General features: G+C 64.0%; 24 protein-coding genes. 12 read left to right on the top strand and 12 right to left on the bottom strand.

Annotated features, from left to right (window positions below):
- Positions 1-65: 65 nt before the first annotated feature.
- Positions 66-359 (bottom strand): helix-turn-helix domain-containing protein, encoded by a 294-nt coding sequence (locus ACFK0J_RS02020; protein ID WP_378735990.1) that lies wholly within the window; start codon positions 357-359, stop codon positions 66-68.
- Complete coding sequence (locus ACFK0J_RS02015; protein ID WP_378735988.1) at positions 356-610, bottom strand: helix-turn-helix domain-containing protein; 255 nt, start codon at positions 608-610, stop codon at positions 356-358. Before ACFK0J_RS02015 ends, ACFK0J_RS02020 begins: the two co-directional genes overlap by 4 nt.
- 178 nt (positions 611-788) lie before the next feature.
- Between ACFK0J_RS02015 and ACFK0J_RS02010 the strand changes: the two genes are divergently transcribed.
- Positions 789-1439, top strand: coding sequence for a hypothetical protein (locus tag ACFK0J_RS02010; RefSeq protein WP_378735986.1), 651 nt, complete (start codon positions 789-791; stop codon positions 1437-1439).
- A 165-nt stretch (positions 1440-1604) separates the two neighbouring features.
- Here ACFK0J_RS02010 and ACFK0J_RS02005 read toward each other — a convergent pair whose 3' ends face one another.
- The gene (locus tag ACFK0J_RS02005) at positions 1605-2525 is read right to left on the bottom strand and encodes an alpha/beta hydrolase family esterase (RefSeq protein WP_378735984.1); all 921 of its coding nucleotides are present in this window, start codon (positions 2523-2525) and stop codon (positions 1605-1607) included.
- Positions 2526-2690: 165 nt separating this feature from the next.
- Between ACFK0J_RS02005 and ACFK0J_RS02000 the strand changes: the two genes are divergently transcribed.
- From ACFK0J_RS02000 to ACFK0J_RS01985, 4 genes are all read left to right on the top strand, one after another.
- Positions 2691-3707 carry a GAF domain-containing protein gene (locus ACFK0J_RS02000; protein WP_378735982.1) on the top strand — a complete coding sequence of 339 codons (1017 nt, stop codon included), beginning with the start codon at positions 2691-2693 and terminating at the stop codon, positions 3705-3707.
- Positions 3708-4119: 412 nt separating this feature from the next.
- Positions 4120-4830, top strand: coding sequence for an alpha/beta fold hydrolase (locus ACFK0J_RS01995; RefSeq protein WP_378735980.1), 711 nt, complete (start codon positions 4120-4122; stop codon positions 4828-4830).
- Positions 4831-5091: 261 nt separating this feature from the next.
- Positions 5092-5616 carry a DUF6932 family protein gene (locus tag ACFK0J_RS01990; RefSeq protein WP_378735978.1) on the top strand — a complete coding sequence of 175 codons (525 nt, stop codon included), beginning with the start codon at positions 5092-5094 and terminating at the stop codon, positions 5614-5616.
- The gene (locus ACFK0J_RS01985) at positions 5610-6509 is read left to right on the top strand and encodes a hypothetical protein (protein ID WP_378735976.1); all 900 of its coding nucleotides are present in this window, start codon (positions 5610-5612) and stop codon (positions 6507-6509) included. The genes ACFK0J_RS01990 and ACFK0J_RS01985 overlap by 7 nt, the downstream gene beginning before the upstream one ends.
- A gap of 703 nt (positions 6510-7212) precedes the next feature.
- Here the strand turns inward: ACFK0J_RS01985 and ACFK0J_RS01980 are convergent.
- A complete protein-coding gene (locus ACFK0J_RS01980; protein WP_378735974.1) occupies positions 7213-7425 on the bottom strand; it encodes a hypothetical protein in 213 nt (70 codons plus the stop codon).
- Between ACFK0J_RS01980 and ACFK0J_RS01975 the strand changes: the two genes are divergently transcribed.
- The 5 genes from ACFK0J_RS01975 (at position 7403) to ACFK0J_RS01955 (ending at position 10949) form a co-directional block, all read left to right on the top strand.
- Positions 7403-8722 carry an LGFP repeat-containing protein gene (locus ACFK0J_RS01975; RefSeq protein ID WP_378735971.1) on the top strand — a complete coding sequence of 440 codons (1320 nt, stop codon included), beginning with the start codon at positions 7403-7405 and terminating at the stop codon, positions 8720-8722. The genes ACFK0J_RS01980 and ACFK0J_RS01975 overlap by 23 nt on opposite strands.
- A 13-nt stretch (positions 8723-8735) precedes the next feature.
- Positions 8736-9113 carry a hypothetical protein gene (locus ACFK0J_RS01970; protein WP_378735970.1) on the top strand — a complete coding sequence of 126 codons (378 nt, stop codon included), beginning with the start codon at positions 8736-8738 and terminating at the stop codon, positions 9111-9113.
- Positions 9106-9423 (top strand): hypothetical protein, encoded by a 318-nt coding sequence (locus ACFK0J_RS01965; protein WP_378735968.1) that lies wholly within the window; start codon positions 9106-9108, stop codon positions 9421-9423. The genes ACFK0J_RS01970 and ACFK0J_RS01965 overlap by 8 nt, the downstream gene beginning before the upstream one ends.
- Positions 9424-9797: 374 nt before the next feature.
- Positions 9798-10295 carry a hypothetical protein gene (locus ACFK0J_RS01960; protein ID WP_378735966.1) on the top strand — a complete coding sequence of 166 codons (498 nt, stop codon included), beginning with the start codon at positions 9798-9800 and terminating at the stop codon, positions 10293-10295.
- A 102-nt stretch (positions 10296-10397) separates the two neighbouring features.
- Positions 10398-10949 carry a hypothetical protein gene (locus ACFK0J_RS01955; RefSeq protein WP_378735964.1) on the top strand — a complete coding sequence of 184 codons (552 nt, stop codon included), beginning with the start codon at positions 10398-10400 and terminating at the stop codon, positions 10947-10949.
- Positions 10950-11400: 451 nt separating this feature from the next.
- Here the strand turns inward: ACFK0J_RS01955 and ACFK0J_RS01950 are convergent, their stop codons facing one another.
- The 5 genes from ACFK0J_RS01950 to ACFK0J_RS01930 all read right to left on the bottom strand — a co-directional run bounded on the left by ACFK0J_RS01950 (position 11401) and on the right by ACFK0J_RS01930 (position 14652).
- Complete coding sequence (locus ACFK0J_RS01950) at positions 11401-11853, bottom strand: OsmC family protein (RefSeq protein ID WP_378735962.1); 453 nt, start codon at positions 11851-11853, stop codon at positions 11401-11403.
- Positions 11854-12043: 190 nt separating this feature from the next.
- Positions 12044-12376 (bottom strand): hypothetical protein, encoded by a 333-nt coding sequence (locus tag ACFK0J_RS01945; RefSeq protein WP_378735960.1) that lies wholly within the window; start codon positions 12374-12376, stop codon positions 12044-12046.
- A 178-nt stretch (positions 12377-12554) separates the two neighbouring features.
- Positions 12555-13361, bottom strand: coding sequence for an NmrA family NAD(P)-binding protein (locus tag ACFK0J_RS01940; RefSeq protein WP_378735958.1), 807 nt, complete (start codon positions 13359-13361; stop codon positions 12555-12557).
- A 281-nt stretch (positions 13362-13642) separates the two neighbouring features.
- Entirely contained in the window at positions 13643-14164 is a 522-nt protein-coding gene (locus tag ACFK0J_RS01935; RefSeq protein WP_378735956.1) for a CAP family protein, read from the bottom strand.
- A gap of 131 nt (positions 14165-14295) precedes the next feature.
- Positions 14296-14652 (bottom strand): DUF6221 family protein, encoded by a 357-nt coding sequence (locus ACFK0J_RS01930; protein ID WP_378735954.1) that lies wholly within the window; start codon positions 14650-14652, stop codon positions 14296-14298.
- Between the two features lie 64 nt (positions 14653-14716).
- Here ACFK0J_RS01930 and ACFK0J_RS01925 point away from each other — a divergent pair, with 64 nt between their 5' ends.
- Positions 14717-14962, top strand: coding sequence for a sigma factor-like helix-turn-helix DNA-binding protein (locus tag ACFK0J_RS01925; protein ID WP_378743400.1), 246 nt, complete (start codon positions 14717-14719; stop codon positions 14960-14962).
- On the opposite strand, the gene ACFK0J_RS01920 is transcribed toward ACFK0J_RS01925, so the two are convergent.
- Together ACFK0J_RS01920 and ACFK0J_RS01915 are read right to left on the bottom strand one after the other, a co-directional pair.
- Complete coding sequence (locus tag ACFK0J_RS01920) at positions 14959-17151, bottom strand: bifunctional serine/threonine-protein kinase/ABC transporter substrate-binding protein (protein ID WP_378735952.1); 2193 nt, start codon at positions 17149-17151, stop codon at positions 14959-14961. The genes ACFK0J_RS01925 and ACFK0J_RS01920 overlap by 4 nt on opposite strands.
- A 189-nt stretch (positions 17152-17340) precedes the next feature.
- A complete protein-coding gene (locus ACFK0J_RS01915) occupies positions 17341-18036 on the bottom strand; it encodes a helix-turn-helix domain-containing protein (protein WP_378735950.1) in 696 nt (231 codons plus the stop codon).
- Positions 18037-18159: 123 nt separating this feature from the next.
- On the opposite strand from ACFK0J_RS01915, the gene ACFK0J_RS01910 reads away from it, so the two are divergent.
- Positions 18160-18543 (top strand): hypothetical protein, encoded by a 384-nt coding sequence (locus ACFK0J_RS01910; protein WP_378735948.1) that lies wholly within the window; start codon positions 18160-18162, stop codon positions 18541-18543.
- Between the two features lie 16 nt (positions 18544-18559).
- Here ACFK0J_RS01910 and ACFK0J_RS01905 read toward each other — a convergent pair whose 3' ends face one another.
- The gene (locus ACFK0J_RS01905) at positions 18560-19780 is read right to left on the bottom strand and encodes a cytochrome P450 (RefSeq protein ID WP_378735946.1); all 1221 of its coding nucleotides are present in this window, start codon (positions 19778-19780) and stop codon (positions 18560-18562) included.
- Positions 19781-19789 lie beyond the last annotated feature (9 nt).

Below are 19789 nucleotides of genomic sequence, written 5' to 3'. Positions count from 1 at the left end.
CTCCCAGGACGCACGCCCCCGACGCGGGTCGGCGCGGCCCGAACCGAGGGAGCCTGATCGGGCGCTCACGCGCGCCGTGGTGGTCGCTTTCGGCGACGAAATGCTGGCGCGAGCCCGGCCGGTAGCGGAGCGGGCGCACCGGCGGGCCGGGCGGTAAGCACCTGCGCTTGCTTGATGTCGGATTCGGTCAGATACCACTGGCGGCCAGCCCGATGACCGGGCAACTCACCGCTGCGCAACCTGCCCAGATACCAGCCCTCGGTCTGCTTGAGGATTGCTGCGCCCTCGGCGACGGTGAAAGTCGGCTCGACCTGGGCTGCCGGGCGACCCTCGTCGTCGGCGTCAAGCAGCGCGCTCATGCTGCCCCACTCAGATTGCGTGGATATATATCGCTGACTGCGTGTTCTTTGGACACAAAAAGAAGATCTGCAGGCACCGCAAGAGCCTCCGCGATACGCGCGGCCAACTCTGGCGTGCAACTGCGTTTGTCTTCCTTGCAGAGCTGCCCGATGAAGCTCCGCGAACATCCAGCTTTCCTGCCCAATGAGTCCATGGTGTCGCCCCTTTGGCGCATCAGCGCCCGGAGTGTCTCCCCTGATGTCAATCGCATCGCGATCCTTCCCGCCCGCCGGACCTATGTTCGAATGCGACCGATCGTGCCAGGTAGATGCGTTGATTTCAAAGAGTCTGTGAGGTTTCCACGCGTGGCGGGTGGATGAAAGCCTATGCTTGCTGTTGGCATATAGCTCGCAGCCTGCGTATTCTCCGGCTCGACGTTGCGTCAGTCGGTGGATAAAAAGTTTCGTTTCTGGTCGAGCGAAATGGTGGGCAGGCCAGTGGAAGCGGGCGTCGCGCAAGCGGCGACGCCGGAACGGAGAGCGATCATGAGCGAGTTGTTACGCCTCGTGCAGAACCACATCGACCGCTGGGGTGTGAAGAAGGCGGAGTTCGCTCGGCGAGTAGGCAGCGCCCCGCAAACCCTCTACACCTGGGCGGCGCGACCCCTTCGGCAACTTCCCGACAAGCGCATCCTCGAAGGTATTGCCCGAGAGGCGCAGTACCCGTATTGGCTCGTCGTGGATGCCGCGTTGATCGACTCCGGCTATCGCCGCTCGTATCCCGATGTAGTCGAGATTTGCGAGAGGCTTCGCATGCTGCCGCCGGAAGATTGCCGTGAGATTGCACGCGTAGCAGTCGATTTGGCCGCCAACGCTGAATCCAAACCGCAGCGAACCCCCGGTAACCCAGGCCATGCTACTGGAGGTGCGACGCTACAGCCCACTCAATCCCACACAGCTGACTCCGACGCCTACTGGCCCAGCCCCTGGATCGAAGACCTCCTGGATGGCGGTCGCCAGCAGGTGATCGAGCAAGGAGCGAAGGAGAGGGCACATGCGACTGGCAGGTCATTGCGGCCCCGACGAAAGGTGGGAGAGTAGAGCTTCGCGGTCGAAGCTCGATTGGAAATACAACCAACAGCAGCTGTCCGCGCAGACCCAGGCTGCCTCCGTGCGCCACACCGTTGCCGAGGGCTGGTTGCGTGCCGAGCTCGGTCGCACGTTGCCCGGCGCTATACCATCCTGCGTGACGAGTAAGGTTGCTGCTCAGCGTTTCTCATCAGAGCGGAGAGTGATCCCGAGGAACTCTGCGGCGACGCTGGCCGCAGACAGGGTGCTAGGCGATATCCCAAAGAGCCACGGCCACACTTGCCGGTGTCCTGGGATCTGGTGGCCGCCGCCCACGATGCTGTAGAGACGCACCGACGGGCAGCCGATTTGCCGGTACTCGGTGCGGCAGACGCTGCCGAGCTCGGTGGGTGCGGGTTTGCCTGGTAGCCATTCAATGCTGGGTTCGACGTTGATTCCGTTTCGGGCAGCAAAGTATTCGGCACTCTGCAGTGCCGATAAGTGCTCTCCCTTGGGGAAGTGCCCGCGCCAACTGATCACACCGCCGTCGTACGGAGCCCACGGATCGGCAGTGCCGTGGATCAGCACCATCGGCAGCGGCATTGCTGGCCCACCCGCGCTTTCGAGGTTGCCAGGTGCGGGTTGGTTGGTACCGATCAGCATCGCCCCGACCAACAGTTCGGGGGCATCGTGGACGAGACGAATCGCCATGTGGCCGCCGAGTGAGTAACCGATGACGAGCACCCGCTCGGCGTCGACGGGGCAGCGTGCAGTGATCTCGGTGATCAGCGAACTCAGGAAGCCCACATCGTCGATGGTTTTCACTGCAGGCGAGAGCATGACCGCCTTGCGGGCACCGTTCCACTCGCGTCGCACCGCGCTCGGGTAGGCGATGACGGCGTCGCCTGTGCGCGCGAGCTCATCGAAGATTAGTCCGCTGTGGCGCTCGCGCACCGACTCACCGCTTTGCGCAGTCCCGTGCAGCACCATGATCAGTGCAGCTCCCGGTGTCGTTCCGGATGCTCGACGCACGAGGGTGTATCTGCGGCGACGGTGCTCGTGATCGAGGAAGTGTTGATCGGCACGAACCGCGTTGTTGTGCTGCGCTTTTGGCTCCACGGATGACAGTGTGTCGAATTTTGGCGATACAGTACAGGGTTCTGAACGCCACATCGCGATGCATTAGGCCCGCGGCGGCGCCTCGGTGCGGATCGGCCGCACCTTCACCCGGCGCGCTGGCGGTTGTGGCGAGCAGTGGACGCCAATATAGGACGGGAGGCAAGCATGTGGTTCCTGGTTGATGCTGCGGACCCGGATAGAGCGTTGTCGTCCACGCTGGACGAGGGGATCGCGCGGGAGCGTTCGCTGATACGCGCGATTCGCCCCAACTCCCTTGCTGCGGCCGCAAACAGCGCGATCGCCCAGGTGCTTTCAAGCAACCGACCCGCCAGCCGCGACTTGTGGGTCCGCGGAGGAGATCGTGAGATATTGGCGATACCGGTTCCCGGCCCCGACGACGAGACCCTCGCGGTGCAGTTGTGGGCAGGCCCCAGGCGGCGACCCGGGCGCGATGAGCCACCACCGATCGATGCTTTCGTGTGGGACGGCGGGGAATGGACATTGATGAGCGGTGGCCGAGGCGGGGCGGTTCTCCCGGCGCGGCACCGGCTGCTGCACGGCGCGTGGTTCCTGTCGCGGATCATCGAGTGCGAGGAGCGGGACCAGTTGATGACCGCCGTGCTGGATCCGAATCCCGATACGGTGTGGGAGGGACCGATGCGGGTACTCACCCCAGACGATGCCCACACCACTCGCATCTTCGGCACATTTCGATACCATGCGCGGAATCGACTGCGGGCGTTGCTGTTACAAATCGAGGAGGACCGGAAGCCGGGAATCGTGCTGCCGACCTACCACAACGATGCGGCGGCGGCCCTGCTCGGTGGTACCACCGCGCTGATGGACCTTCTGACGATGCAGATCCTGGAATGGCTGACCCCGCCACTGCCAGAGATCGCATGGCGCCATCACCCACAGTCCCACGACACAGATCCGACCGATCGCCGGTCGACTTTCAACCTTACCAACACCCACCTCGTACACCCCGACGATCGAGCATCCAATCGCCAGACCTACCTAGACCTGGCGGAGGGGCGCATCGAAACTGCGGAGAGAACTTTCCGACTGCTGACGGTGAGCGGCGGCTGGCAAGCAGTGCAGATCTCCTGGGTGCCAATCCCGCACGCGCTTCCGCGTTTTCGCGCGATGTTGTTCAGACCAGTCGGCAATCCAGTTCCCTGAGACGGGCCCGCGCGATACCTGGCGCGCAGTGACGCAGTTCGGCTATTGTTCGGGTTGCACTCCCTCCAGGGGGTTACGCGGAACGTGTCGATATCCGTTCCTGCGTCGCTACTTAGCCTTTCGTGGGCGGCCGACTGCGCTGCTCACGTCAGCTGCCACTGGAGTTTGTCGTGTGCATCAAATCATTCAGGGTGCGATCTATCGCCTTCGATGGGGACGACCCATCCCTGTCCGTGAGCCGTGCTGCCCCTGACTGGCGTGTCGTGGTGGACACGAGAAGTTCAGCTACGGAAGGCATCCCACGCCAGATGGTTCCCACCTGCCGTCACGCCCGGCCACCGAGGGGCACAACAAATGACCTGGAAGAGCGCGTCCGCCAGGTTCTGCCCCTGCTACGCAAGGAGAATCACCAGTGATCACCTTCGTTCTCGTACACGGCGCCTGGCATGGCCCATGGGCATGGGATCGGGTCATCCCATTATTGCGCGCCGGTGGTGTGCACACCCTCACTCCAAATCTCAGCGCTAATGGCGACCACGGGTTGCACGACCACGCCGCCGCAGTGGTCGCGGCCCTCGACACCGTTCCCGAGGAGGACGAGGTTGTGTTAGTCGGGCACAGCTACTCGGGACTGGTGGTCCGGGAAGCCGCCGACGCGCGACCCGACGCAGTCGACCACGTCATCCTCGTCGACGGCTGGGCAGGGGCCGACGGTGTCAGCTTGCTCGACCTTGGCGGCGGCCCCGTCGCCGCAGCGATCAGCACCGCAGTCGAGACGCCCGGTGGCGGATGGCAGATCCCAGCACCGCCACCGGATACGTTCGGCATCGTCGACAACGACCCCGCGGTCTGGCTGACCTCACGTCTGATCCCCCAGCCGATGCGCACGTTCACCGAACCGACGCGACTCACCGGCGCTATCGACCGTATCCCTGGAACTGCCATCTACTGCCTGCCACAGATATACCCCTTCGCCCGGTTCGGGGAGGCCGTGGGATATCAGACTCTCGCATTGGACGGCCCACATGACGTAATGCTGACCGACCCGGAAGCGCTCGCCAAAATGCTCCTGACATCGCACTCTGTCCAAGATCCGAGAAACGGAAGGTCTGGACAGTGGTGATGTTGATATCGAGAATTTTGGCGGGCGGTAGGTGGTGTGTTAGCGGCTGGTAACGCCGCTCTGGTCGAAGCCATCTCGGGGAACGCTTCACGCAGTTGCAGCCAATCGGGCCAGGACTCCAGGACTTCGGAGTTCGACAGATACCGATTTAAGCGCATCAATCGAAACGCATTCGAAGTCTATCGCTCCGCACTGTTCCAGGTCGTTTACCTGGTGCAGGCAGACGCGCCCGATTGACGGAACGACGACAAGGGGGACAACATGGGGTTACCGGACTGGACTGCCGAGGGGCTACTTCCTTTCGGGTGCTGGCCAGCGAATATGGCTGAGGTTCACGAGCGGCTCGTGATCGACGCGAAGCACTCCGATACCCGCCAGGTGGTCTATTACGGGTTGCAAGCCTACCTGGGCCAGTTGCGGGAATTCATGACCAGGGGACACATTTGGCTTGACGGATGCTTCGTCACCCGCGACGGCCAACCCGGTGTGGGGCGGGGTCCGGCGTTGACGCTGGCCGTGTTTCCCGCAAACCTGGCCGAGTTGGAGTTGCTGACAGAGGAAAGGCGCAGCCGGTTGAGAAAGCTGTTCACGATGCGCGATGTGGTCATCGGTGGCGATGCACGCACGAGCTCTTACCTCGATGCCGTTCATCCTGTCGGCTTTCACATCGCCGCGTACCTGGGCACCGACACCGACAAGCAGGAGTGGCTACGCGGGTGGGCTACCGGACATGGCGCGGAGGAGGCCGCACTCGCCGACCGAGGGTTCGTGGAGGTGCCGTGGTAGATAACACCCCCTTTCGACAAGCCATGGCGCGCCACCGAGGCAGCAGCCTGGTCGAGGAATTGCTCAGATCCTCACTCTGGGCCGCCGAGGCTCAATACTTCCCAGAGGCTCACCCGCGGCTGATCGTGAACTCCGACGACGGCGTGTCTGCTCGCGATGCGCGGAAGATTGCGCTCGCGCTGCCCAACACCACCGGGCTGTTCGCCCACCACCGCATCTGCCCACATATCACTCGCACGACCCACGACCTCGACCAGTCGCTCGTACCCGAACTCACTCGGCTGGTGATGACTCCCCACATGATGGTTTTCGGGCTCCCCCCCGAGCCCCGCACCGCGAGCCACCCTCCCGAGACCAATGCCGCGTCGAGCGTGCGCGCGGCGTTGGAGCTATGCCAGACGCTTCCGTCGAAAGCCGACGACTGGCTGACAGTGGAAACGTTGCAGTCGCTGCCGAGCACTTTGCGAACAGCCGTCGGCTTACTGATCTCGGTGATAGCCGAGACGAACCGATCGCTGGGGATCGAGATCCAGTCCTCACTAGGTGAGGACCGTTCGTTGGTGTCGTGCGAGCACGCGCTCGCACTGCTCAACTCACCGCTGCTCGACGATCCTCTGACCAAGGAAACCATCACGAGCACAGGCATTCTCGATGTCAGCAGGACGGGCCGCCGAATATTCTATCTCGTCAGTCCTGACGACCCAGGAGACAGCGACATCTACGGCACGGTAGTCGAGTCCGCACTTCCGCGCCTTCCTCCATTGCTCGGTCAAAAGGTCACAGCGCTCATCGGCTCAGCGATGTACCGCACCGCCGAGGGGGGCATTCAAACGAGTTACCGCCTCTTGTCTGTCGCCCCCGCAGACGGGAATTGGGACTGTCTGCCGCGTTGAGCGCCGGGGGAAGCCTACTTTCACCGTGGCCGGCGAGGACCCGCAGAATCGGGATCCATATCAAGCCGCTCGTGGACCCGTTCGTAGACGACTGCAGCGACCTCCGGTACTGCGATGAGAACGAGTTCCACGAACTCGTCTGGCAGGTGTGGTCCGACGCTGGCGTCGACAACGACGTCACCATCGAGCACGAGCTGGAGCTCTCAGTGGGAACCTCGGAAGCCAAGGGGAGTCGGATCGACTTCCGCATCCACTACGACGACTTGCACAGGGTGGGAGTCGAGGTCAAAACCCGAGCTTGTGGACTTCAGAAGGCGTACACGAACAGCTCGTGCGATGGCCGCAAACGCCGCCCCGCGCCAAATCCTGCTTGTGCTCAACACGTTCAGCCTGGCGCGGCCATTACTAGTCGCAGGGTTCCCCGGCGCACAGGAACCGAGTTCGCACACCGCAACCCAGGACGATGGTGAGTACCAACTGGTCGTATCTGGGGAGTTACTGGCATGGCCAAAGACTGTCGGTCCCACGTAGCGTGCCAGGAATCTGGGCACCCGGTGTCTGCAAATTGATGGATTGGGGTGGGTTCGCTGATGTTCACTGAGCAATCTTCGGTAAAGCAGTCGCGGCACAGGCTCGTGCGTGCCGCATCGGTCGCAGTCATGGTTGGCGTTCTGACAGCGGGAGGGCCCGTCTTCGCGCAGGCTCAGCCGACCCAGTCGACAACGACGTCGACCACCACTTCACCAACCCCGTCCACGTCCTCAGCAACGCCGACTACGACGGGCTCGCCACCGTCGGCGACACCGGCGCCATCCCGACCTCCGATGTCGAGTGCCCCGACAACTTCGCCGCGCGCGACCTCCAGCGCACCGCCTTCGACGAAGACTCCACCCTTGCCGCCAACGAATGCGACCACCTGCGGGCCCGATGCGAAGTCGAAGCCAAATTCCTGGACTCCGACACCGAACCCGCGCGCAACGATCGAGCCGGGCAAGATGCGCTCGGACTGCGAACAGATCCCTGACGGATACAGCAAGGCCGACGCCGACAAGGCGGAGACCATGGAAGCCCGCATGCCCTCACGCAATGCGCACCTTCGAGTCTCGGACGGTTGCCAGGTGTATTGGCCTGCGCCCTATGAGGTGTGCGGCGCGATCCGTGACAAGTACAACGAACTCGGCGGCCCGAACAGCTTCCTGTTATTCCCGACGAGCAATGAGCTGACCAACCCGGACAATGTGGGGAAGCGTTCGACATTCCAGAACGGGCCGATCTATTGGTCTCCGGATGGTGGCGCGCATCCGGTGGTGAACCACTTCTTCGCTGCCTGGCAGCGCAACGGCTGGGAGGGCGGTGTGCTCGGCTATCCGACTTCCGACGAGCTGGTCAACCCTGATGGCGTCGGGCGTCGCCAGTATTTCCAAGGCGGCACGGTTTACTGGAAGCTCAACGAGGCGTACTACATCAGCGGTGCCATCCGGGACAAGTGGGGACAGGCCGGCTGGGAGAGTGGCTGGCTCGGCTATCCACTCTCCGATGAAACCAAGTTGCCCGACGGGCAGGGGCGAATGAACCGGTTCGAAAACGGGGTCATCTATTGGCATCCTTCGTTCGATGCGCACCCGGTCGGCGGGGCCTTCTTGGCCTGGTGGGCGTTCACCGGATATGAGAAGAGCGCTTGGGGATATCCCGCGAGTGATCAGTATGACGACGAGAGGGGATTGCCGACCCAGGCTTTCCAGAACGAAGTCGTCGACCTCACCACCGAGGTGAAGCCCGGCGATCCGAAATATCAGTGGTATTTTCCTGGAACAGCTATCAGTTCCACTGACAAAGTGGGGAAATTCGACGGTACTCGACCCACGAAGGATTTGGACACCAGCATCTTGATCTGGGGCTACCACCTCAGCGATTTCATGATCAACAAGGGAGTCAACGGCCTGAACACCCGAATGGGTTGCACCACATGGCTACTCCGCAACGGCGTACCCCAAAGCTGGTATCAGGACAAAGGCCACACCGATGTCCCGATCACCTACCAGTACCACGGCAGGATCCCCAACAACGAAGAATACGACAAATACAACCTCTTCGGCACCTGCCAGTTCACCAACGACACGGTGCGAAAGAAGCCGAACGGTACGATCGCTTACGGCGTGACCCTTGCCCAGTTCTCGCACCCTTATCAATTCGTTAACGCCAACGGGCAGTGACGGTAGTGGCATCATGAACAAGGTGACACACCTGCAGATGATCTCCGCCGATAAGCGTAATTCCTTGTTCACCCTTCTCGGTGCCCTCGGTTCCGCACTGGGGATGCTGGCCGGGTGCGCGCTGTGGAAGGTTTCCAACCTCTCTCTGGACGTCGAGATATACCGCCCCGATGGGGAGTACATTCAAGTGTCTCCCCCAGGCACAGTGGCGCAGTTGCACGGACTACCCGGCCCGTGGACTCTGCTGCTCCTGGCAGTTGCAATCGGAGCCATCAGCGGGCTGGTGATCGCGTGGGTCTTGTCACGAACAGGCTGGCGGCTGGTACGTACGCCAACCGTTACCACCCCGCTCCACGACGAGTCACCGAGTGGAAGCAGCAGTGATGAGTGAAACAGGTACGGTCCGCGAATGGCACGCCGAGGAAGGCTGGGGCGTGATCGACGCCGCGTCGGTCCCCGGTGGATGCTGGGCGTGGTTCGCTGCGCTGAAGACCGAGCGCAGGCATCTGGTCGCCGGTGAGCAGGTGGAGTTCGAATGGGAGCCCGCCGAGCAGGACGGGTTCGAGTTCCGGGCACTGCGCCTGTGGCCCGCGGGAGCAAGTCCTGTCGAACCACCCCTTGATCGCGACGCGGGAGTCACCACCATGGCCGCATGGGACATCGACCCCGAAACCTTACAGCGCCATCGAATAGACGAATAGACGATCTCAGTCGTCTGAATGCGGATGCACACAGCGCATCGCCGACTTGGCGGCCCCGGACGTGTGACGAGCCAATCGCGGCTCCCCGCAGATCTTGGCCCCCCCTTCGACCAGTGGTAACTTCCAGGTGTCGAGCACCCGCACCGATGCGGGCTCGCAAGCTCCGCCTTCGACGCGCTAGTCGAAACCCTCACCTTACTCGGCAGCAGCTTCTGGGTAGCGCCGCGGACCTTAGCCGGTGCGTCCATGGTTCACACCACTCGTAGCGGACCGACCGCTGGCGTGCTACCCCGCGCACCGCGCCCGACCTAAGTTTGTCGGTACCTCCAGTCATCCTGTTGCAGTACGAGCGACATCGAGCAGGGGGAACTGCTATGGACTACTTCGACAAGCATTACGTGCACCAGATCTGCATGCGGCCCGGTGAGACAAACAACTCGCCAATCTGGCGGACCTACATCAAGCCGCTGGTGGATCCGTTCGTAGACGACGTCAGCGACTTCCGGTATTGCGATGAGGACGAGTTCCACGAACTCGTCCGGCAGGTGTGGTTCGACGCCGGTGTCGACAACGACGTCACCATCGAGCACGAGATAGAGCTCTCGGTGGGGACCTCGAAAGCCAGAGGAAGCCGGATTGACTTCCGCGTCCACTACGACGACTCGCACAGGGTCGGCGTCGAGGCCAAAACCGCGAGTTGGTGGACTTCAGACGGCGTACAGGAACAGCTCGTGCGATACGCCGAAACTGGACAGGTCGACACGATGTTGCTGCTGACCGCCGATCCTGAACTGACCGAGATCGACTGGCCCCGCTACCTCAAGGTACCGCTGTTCATGGTTTTGCTCACTGGCCGCCGTGGCCTGCTGTAGGGCCACATGCCTCGTGGAGACCGGGCCGCACCGCCATAACCAACTCCCCGAGCGGATCGGACTTATCAGAAAACCTGGTGACCAGCTGATATGACCTCACCCATGCTGACAGAACAGAGTCCAGAAATCGCGGCCGCGCGCTCGGCCCACTACACCGCCGCCCAGGCCGTCGCCTACATCGCGCACGGCGTCCGATTTCGTTTCATCACCCTTCAACCCATCGGTCAGCCGGGAGTCACTAGCGAACTGGCCGTCGACGAGCCACTGGCGATGGCAATAGAGACGGCTGCCATCATCAGCGTGGCCGGACCTGCCGCCGAGGCCCACTACCTGACCACCGCATGCGGATGGCGAGCAGCACAAGCCTGGGCACACGTAGTGGTCAGTGGTGCAGGCGACGAGGATCTCGTCTTCTATGACACTGCGGACGCCATTCCGCGCGCCCAGCACTTCGTTGACCAACGATGGACCGACATCACTGCGGTCGCACACTTTCTGCTCACGTCCCAGACATTGACCTGCAAGCAGGTGTGCGCTGCCATCGGCAGTCCGATGCCATCGAGCACACCCGACACGACGGTGGCGTTCCCGCTACGGCGGAATAGTCCCATGGTCGTCAGAGGTTCCGGAAGCCCATCAGCAACCGCCGACTAGGAGAAGCCCGCCCAGTCTGTCGAGCCCGAATGACTCGGCTCAGGTGTTGACCGCGTCAACACCTGAGCCTAACGTTTGCGTTGTCAGTAGCGCTGAATCAGGCTGAATTGCAACGAGTTTCGCTGGTCGCACGACTTTCCTGTGGAAATGGATGGGTTCAAATCCCCTATCCTCCGCCACGGCAAACGCCCCTGATCACGCCATATCGGCTGGTCAGGGGCGTTTTCGTGTTGACCCACCCGCATCAGCGACCGCTCGGCGCCGTTGACCAAAAGGCCTGTTGAGAGCCCTCTTTGGCGTCACTCACAGCAGTTTGCGCAGGTAAATAGCCTGTGCCCGCGTCAACAAGCCTCGAGATGGGGGCATCCCCCTCACCCATCCTCGCGCAGGTCGCAGCGATCCGGATGTGTGCGGGGGATCCGATGTGTAGCGCGGTGAAGGTGGAGCAGAACTACGACCCCTTCCCGACCACGATCGTCGCCTCGTGACTCACGGGAAAATTCACCGAATTCGCGATGAAGCACTTCTTGTGCGCCTCGGCATGCATGCGTTTCGCGGCCTCGACCATGCGCGCCTCGGTGACGGTGACCCGCGGCCGCAGCGTGACGTGCTGGAATCGCACGTCATCCATGATGCCGACGGCATCGTCGCGATAATCGGTGACCACGACCCCCGCTTCGACGCAGAGATGCAGATACCAGAGCATGTGGCAGTCGGACAGGGACGCGACCAGCAGCTGTTCCGGATTCCACCGGGTGCGGTCCCCGCGGCCGACAACGGGATCCGCGCTCGCCAGAATCGGCGGCCGACCGTCGGCCAGCAAGTCGTGATTACGGGAGTAGTCCCGATACCCGGTGGTCGCGCCCGACCAAGTGACCGAGACCTCGTACACATGTTCCGCCATATGCCGACCATCCCACACTTCCGGGAAGCCGACTACGGCCGTGACGGCAGGTAGGCATCGCGGATTCTGTATTCCGCGGGTTCTTGGCCCGAGCCCAGGCGGGACAGCGGAGGGGGCCGAGCGACCTGAACTGCAACGGAACTGGCCGTCGGGCAGTGGCCACTGCCACTGCCCGCTCGGCATCTGTGCTTCAGACCTTGTCGAGACGCACGGAAAGTGCTTCGACGCCTGCTGGGGCGTTCCAGAACAGGTCGACTTGGTCGACTTCATGGCCGGTACTGCATGCGGCGTCGCTGAACAGGAAGGCGGAGTCGGAGGTGCCGTTTTCGAAGCGCACCGCACCGGCCTGGAGTTGGAGGCAGGTGCCGCTGGGCGCGCGGTCGACGTGGATGAGCTGTCCGTCTGTGGTGATGTAGGAGAATCTACCGTCGGCCGCGTGCGCAGTGCCGGGCATCAACGCCAGCGACGCAAGAGCCGCCGCTCCCGCGAAGACCGCTTTCCTGAGCCCATCTTGCAATTCCATGACCTTCCTCTCCCCGGCCGTCACCGGCCGAAGTCGACACTTTCCTAGCTGCCAGGAGAGTCTTCCATCACCGGGCGTTTCAGATCAGCGTTTTCGCCGCCGGAAGCCGCGAAATAGGGTGACGTGCAACATATTTCACTAGTGACAGAGTTCTCGCGCGGCAGCGTCGGCCGAAACGCTAGAAGCGATCCGCGTGCTCGCGGGCCCATTGCTCGAAGGTGCGGGCGGGTCGCCCGGTCACCTTCTCGACGGTGTCGACCACCGTCGTCGCTTCCGTATTCGGTGCGGCATACCAGCCGACGACATACTCGGCGTCGGCGCGGGAAACGCCGGTGGCCGTGAGCCGTTCGATGGCCTGCTCGTGCGTGATCGGGGCGAACGCGATGTCCCGGCCGAGCACTCGGGACAGGATCGCGATCCGCTCGCGCGGGGTGAGCGATTCCGGACCGGTCAGGTTGTAGGCGCGCCCGGCGTGGCCGTCCTCGAGTAGCGCGGTGGCGGCCACGGCGGCGATGTCGGCCTCGTGCACGATAGCGCTGGGAAAGTCGTACGGCTCGCGCACGACTCCCTCGGCGCGGATCGAATCGATCCAGGTCAACGTGTTGGACATGAACTCCTGCGGCTCGAGACGGGTCCATTCCACACCGGAGTCGGCGACCGCCTGCTCGACCGGGCCGATCCCGCCACCCCACACGATGGTCATTCGCCGGACCCCGGCGTCGACGGCCCGCCGCACCAACTCGGCGCCGACATCGGCGAGCCCCGCTGTCACGGTGATGTGCAGTGCACTGACGCCGGCGAGCGCGGCATCCAATGTGCCTGGTGCGGTGTGTGTTCCGGCCACCAGTTCCACGCCCGCTGGGAGCTTCGCCGCAGCGGCGGCCGGATCCCGGGTCAGCGCCCGCACCCGCTGCCCACGCTGCACCAGCTCTGCCACGACGTGCTGACCGGTGTTTCCGGTTGCGCCTGTTACCAAGATCGTCACGTTTGCTTCCTTTCGTCTTCCAAGACGCTAGAAGCTCAACTTGACTTTAGGTCAAATCCGATGATCGCGGCGAGTCCCGCTCCGCCCTAAGCGATCTGACAGACGCGCTCGGCCAGAGGCGCTGCGATCACACACATCGCTCGGCGCTGCGGCCCTGGCCTTGCCATAAGCAGATCGTGAGAACGGTTGTGCTGGTACGAGTTCGGTAGCGAACACGTACGAACTCACCCAGCGCGCGACGGAGAAGTTCAACGCGCTGGGAGCGGAGTTCGATGTCCGGCTCAGCCTTGCGGGCGACCCACGTTCTGCGCGAACTGCCCCATAACGTTGCCGGGCGGCGTGAAGCGGGCCACCACGAGCGTGCTCGGCTGCGCGAAGATGGTGCCCGCCGGGCATGACGCGATGCCCACCGCGATCCGGGTGCTGCTCTTCCAGACCACCTGGGTGAAGTGTCCGGTCTCGGGGGAAAACTCCGGACGGTTATAGTCGTACAACTCCGCCTCGGCCATCCAGGCCCGCATGGCGTCCTCGAAGCCGACGTTTCCGGTTCCGGCATAAAGGTTCTCGCCGTATCGGCCTTGCGAATTCGAGTGCTCGAACTTGCAGGCTTCCGCGTATTGCTTTGTGCTGGGGTACAAGTCGGAGTTCCAGGTCAGCGGTGCTGCGCCGTACTGTGCCCGCGCTGGGTTGACCACGGCGAGCACTTCGTCACTGGAGGTATCCGCCTGGGCCGGAACGGCACTCGCGACCGACCCGACGAGAGCCAGCAGGGCAACGACGATGGCTGTACACGATATTTTCATCCAATTTCCTTGTGGGATAGGAGATTCATCGGTTCCAGCAAGGTTAGGACGGTGTATTTCAGATCACAAGAGAACGGGGTGAACCACCTGATGTACGCCAGGTGAACGTCAGTTGTCCGATCGCAGCGAACTCACCAGAACTTGCGGGCTCGCCGCTGATCGACGAACCAATCACTTTGGTAGTCAGGGTGATCGGCATAGGGGAGCGCGAGGGCCCGCAAAATCTCCCGGGCCAGTTTCTTGGACTTCTCCTCGTTCGAGTCGCCGAACAGCCAGGCGATCGCGGACCCTTCGTCCAGCCAATCCCACGCGTCTTCGGCGGCCTTCTCCTTACGGTCGCGTTCCAACGCGGCCAGCACCGCGCGTTTGGCGGCGCACTCGTCGAGGATGCGCTGCGCCGACCAGGCGCCTTGCCCGCCGCGATCGACACCAGCGCCGGTTTCATCGTCCAAAATGCGAGCGCGGATGAAGTGCACGAGGGCTTTCATGAATTCACGGTAGGTGCGGGTCCGACCGGTGGGCATCAGCCGAAAGGAGGACCCGCGTGGCCGGATGGCAAATGTCCCGTACGTCGCCCGGACCCGGTGGAGTCGGTGCGTCGTTCTGTCGCGGCCGTCTGGCGGATCGAGTCGGGCGCAGGTCGCGCTGACGCTGCGGGTGGTCGGCGGGCTGTCGAGCGAGGCGATCGCGCGGGCCTGCCTCGTGTCCACCGCCACCGTGCAGCAACGCATCGTCCGCGCGAAGAAAACGCTCGCCGGGCCGAAATGCCCTTCGAGGTGCCCTACCGGCACCAGCTAGCTGACCTTGTAGATCCAGATCCCCGGGTTCGCCAGTTCGCCGGTGGGCGACCACCGGTACGTGCGCGCGAGGCCGTTGCCTTCATATTTGCGCAGGTAGTCCAGTAGGTCAGCGCGGGTCCGGTGACCGGATGCGATGCCGTTCAGTGCGATCGTGGTGAGGTCGTAGGCTTCCACCGAGTTCCAGCCTGCGCCTTGGCCGTTCAGGGCTTGGAAGTCGAGGTAGAACTTTCCGGCGACCGGCCCGCATCGGCACGACAGCAGTGCGCCTTGGGCCGAATTGCCGGACTGAGTAAAGAAATCCACATTGAGGGCGCCTTCGGTGGTGACGAAGGGTGCGGTGACGCCCGCTTGCTTCAATTGCTGGGTGAATACGGCTGCTTCGGCGCTGTAGCCGGAATAGAAGATCGCATCCGGCCCCGCGGCGGCAATCTTGCTCACGACTGCGGTGAAGTCACGGTCGCCCTGCTTGACATCCGCCCGGCAGGCCGGGTCCGCCACGGTGCCGAGGACGGCGACGATGTCGTGCGCCATCCCCTTGCCGAAGCCGGAATCATCGCGGACGACGCAGATCTTGTCGAAGCCCGCGGTCTCGACCAAGTACTTCGCCACGGCACGGCGATAGACATCGTCGGTGGCCAGGCCGCGAAACAGGCCGCGCCAGCCACCGGTGGTCAGATCCGCGGGCGTGCTTCCCGGCGACAGGAACGGCAGCCCGGCCTCGCTGAAAAACCCGCCACTGGCCCGGATTTCGGTGGAATGCACCGGGCCGATCAGTGCCACGATCGATGGATCGCTCACGATCTGGCGAGCCACCTCGGCGGCTGTCTGCGGAAACCCACCGACGTCGAACTCCTGCACGGTGATCCGGCAACCGGGGTTCGCCTTGGTGAACTGGTCGACGGCCAGCCGCACGGCACCGGGAGCGCTGCGACCGGACCCGGCGTTCGGCCCGGTGAGCAGCGCGGTCGTGGCAATGGTCATCGGCTCGCAGGTGGCTTTGCCGTCCCCTGCTGGACTGGCCGCGGTGTTCGGCCTGGCCACCTCTTTGCCGTCGGCATCGATCTGCACCAGCGGTTGGAACAGCGCGGGCCAGCCCGTGGTCGCCGGCGCGACGGCACCGGACCAATCGATCGGCTGCTGCGCGACAGGTCCGGATCGGGAGTCGTTGTTCGCTGGGGGCGCGGGATCGGAGGTCGCCCACAGGACTCCCGCCACCATCGCCAGCACAACGACCAGCGCCGATCCGCCGATCGCGGCGAAGCGCAGCGACCGGCCTGCCGGGCGTCGGACGACCTGCTGCGGCCCCGATGCGAGTTCGGGCTGTTGCTTCGGCGCGACCCAGGATTGCGGAGACGGCACCGCCAACGCCTGCCACGCCGCGGCGGCGAGTTCCGTACACGACCCGAATCGGTCGTCGGGTCGCTTGGCCAGCGCCTTCGCCAGCACCGAGTCCATGGCCGCAGGCAACTCGGGTCTGCGGGCGCTCGCCGGTGGCGGTGGATGCTGCAGGTGGCCCGCGATCATCGCGGCCGGACTATCCGCCGCGAACGGCGACGAACCCGTCAGCAGCCAGAACAGGCTGCACGCCAGCGAGTACTGGTCGGATCGCTGGTCGAGCGTCGCGACGGACAGTTGTTCCGGCGACGCGTACGCCAGGGTGGCGGTGAACGAGCCGGTTTGCGTCAGGTGTAGTGAGTCGTCGCGCAATCGCGCAATTCCGAAGTCCGTCAACAGCACCCGTTCACCCTGTCCGGTGGCGGCCCGGGCCAGCAGGATGTTGGCCGGTTTCACGTCACGGTGCAGCGTGCCGACGGCATGCGCGTAGTCGAGCGCTTTCGCTGTCTCGGTGACGATCTCCACCGCCCGCTCCGGCGGTAAGGTCCGCGGGTCGACATGCGCGGCGTCGATGCCGTCGACATACTGCATCGAGATCCACAGCACGCCGTCTTCGACACCGCGGTCGTACACGGTCACGATGTTCGGGTGGTCCAACCGTGCGACCAGATCCGCCTCGCGCTCGAACCGGGCCCGAATCTCGTTGTCGGAATACAACTCCGGATCGAGCAGCTTCAAGGCGGTCAGCCGGGGCAACCGCGGATGCCGCGCCAGGTACACCGCCCCCATACCACCGCGACCCAGCTGACGCTTGATCACATATCCGGCGAAAACCTCACCAGCGCGCAGCATCCAGTCCCCTCAGACTTCGAGTCCCGGGACTGGACACCGCTCGATCGGTTCGATATCGACCGCGGGTCGAACTGACGCGTGGTCGTCTGCGCGCCGCTGGTGGCCGTTCCCGGTCCGAATGCACCGATCGTCAGCTGAGGCCAATACTAGCTTCGAGATATCCGGCGACACACCCGATTCGGTTGCCCCTCATCGGCCGCGCGCCTCCGGTGCATCGAGAACGACGAGTCGGGCGCCCGCGCCGAGCAGTCCGCTCGGGGTGAGTCCACACATGGCATGGAAGGTGTCGCTGAAATGCGAAGGGCTGGCGAACCCGGCATACACGGCCGCGGTCGTGAAATTCGCGCCCTCGGCGACCGCGCGACCGACGCTGAGCATGCGAGCCCACAGCCGGTATCGGCGGAAGCTGGTACCGGCCTGGCGGGCGAACAGGTGCAGGAACCGTGAGGTCGACAGGTGTGCTTCGGCAGCCAACTCGGCGGCCGAGTTGGGCCTGGCCGGGTGGGCGCGCAGCGTCGCCGCCGCGGCCGCGATCCTGCCGTCGATGGTCGTCACGCCGGAACCACAGGCGAGGCCGACCGCGGCGACGGGATCGAATTCCGCCTGCCCGGCCAGGGTTATCAGGTCAGCTTCGGCGCAGTGTGTCAGGCCGAATCCGCCGGATCGCTCGGTCATCCGGTCCCAGCAGGTCTTCGCCCGCGGCGAGCTCGGATCGATATAGCAGAACAGCATCTGCGCACCGTGGGCGACCACGCGATGGATCGCGCGCGGCGGAATCAACGCGGTACGCACCGTTTCCGCCAGCCCGTCGGCACGCAGCGTGAACGGTGCGTCGAGTCCGACCGCCAGACAATGCACCGAACCGCGGTGCGCGTCGAGCCGCAAGGAGGGTCCCCGATAAACGGCGTGGCCCGGCCACAGCCAGACGGTCGAGAAACAGCGCGTTTCTGGAAGTGCCCCACTGCCCATACTCGCCATGCTTGCACGACCGATGAAAGGCAGACGAGTATGCGATTCGAATATCTCGCGCAAGCAGCACTGGTGCTGGTCGGGGTGATCCACCTGCTCCCTGGCGTCGTCGCATTCGCACCCGGTCGTGCGGCCGCGGCCTACGGCACCGAACTCGGCAACCGCGACCTCGAGCTGCTGCTGCGACATCGCGCGCTGGTGCTGGGGCTGATCGGTGCGTGGGTCATCGTCGGCGCCTTCCTCACCGCGATCCGCGCGGCCGCCATCGGCGCGGCCGTGCTCAGCCTGAGCACCTTTGTCGCTCTCGCGTTCATCATCGATTTCCGTGAGTTGAACGAGCAGACCAAACGCGTTGCCCGCCTGGATGTCTGCCTGCTCGTCGCCCTCGCGATCGTTATCTCGGTCTTGACCGTCAGCGAATAGCCGGCACCTACTTCGCCTACTGGAGGAACACCGGCAGCTGCCGGTGGCCGTTGGAGACGAAGCTGCCCACGGGTGCCAGTTCGGCCGGATCCGCGGCCAACCTGATGTTCGGGAAGCGCTCGAAGAGAGCGGGCAGGGCGATCGCCGCCTCGAGCCGGGCGAGCGGGGCGCCGATGCAGAAGTGCGCGCCGTGGCCGAAGGACAGGTGTTCTTTGTTGGTGCGGTGTATGTCGAAGTGGTCGGCGGTCGCGCCGTGCACCTTCGGGTCCCGTCCGGCACCGGCGTAGGAAGCAAGGATGGCGTCGCCCTTGGGAATCCGGATCTCGCCGATTTCGATGTCCTCGACGGCGTAGCGCAACGGCAGGTGCGCGATGGGCGCCTCGTAGCGCAGCGTTTCCTCCACCACGTCGGACCACGGGACCCGGCCCTCGATGACATCGGCGCGCTGCTCGGGATGGGTCAGTAGCGCGTAGATCGCTTGATCGAGCAGGTTGACCGTGGTCTCGTGGCCGGCATTGATGACCAGCATCAGGGTGTCGACGAGCTCCTTCTCGACCAGCTGCGAACCGTCGTCCTCGTCGCGGGTGGCGATCAACACGCTGGTGACGTCGTCGCCGGGGGTCTCGCGGCGATAGGCAACGAGTTCGCAGACCAGCCCGTACATCTCGATGTAATTGGCCTGGGACTGTTCGGGGGTGAACGAGGTGTCGAAGAACCCGTCGACACATTTGTGCAGACCCGGACCGAGGTGTTCCGGCACCCCCATCATCTCGGTGAACACCTTGATCGGCACCGGATACGCGAATCGTTCACGCAGGTCTACTGATTCGTCCGGCGGCGTGCTCGCCAGCGTGGTCAGCAGATCTTCGGTGATCGCCGCGATGCGCGGGCGCAGCGCCGCGGTGCGGCGGTGGGTGAACGCGGGCGAGACCAGCTTCCGCAGTCGGCGATGGTCCGGACCGTAGGCGGTGAACATGTTGTCCACCGCGACCCAGGGGTGCAACGGCCAGGCTTCGGTGATCTCGCCGTTGATGAACGAAGCCCAGTGCTGCCGCGGGTCTTTCGAGACGCGCGGGTCGGCCAGCAGGCTCTTGAGCACGGCGGCGTCCGTCACCGACCAGGCAGGCACACCGGCGGGTAATTCCACCAGCGCGACGGGCCCGCGCGCACGGATCCGCGCGCACTCGCCTTGGAGGTCGGCACCGGTCGGGTCCAGAACTATCGCTTGATGCTCCATCGGACGCTC

It is taken from the genome of Nocardia brasiliensis, from assembly GCF_042691675.1.
Classification (GTDB): Bacteria; Actinomycetota; Actinomycetes; order Mycobacteriales; family Mycobacteriaceae; genus Nocardia; species Nocardia brasiliensis_D.
This window is presented reverse-complemented; position numbering and strand designations above follow the sequence as displayed.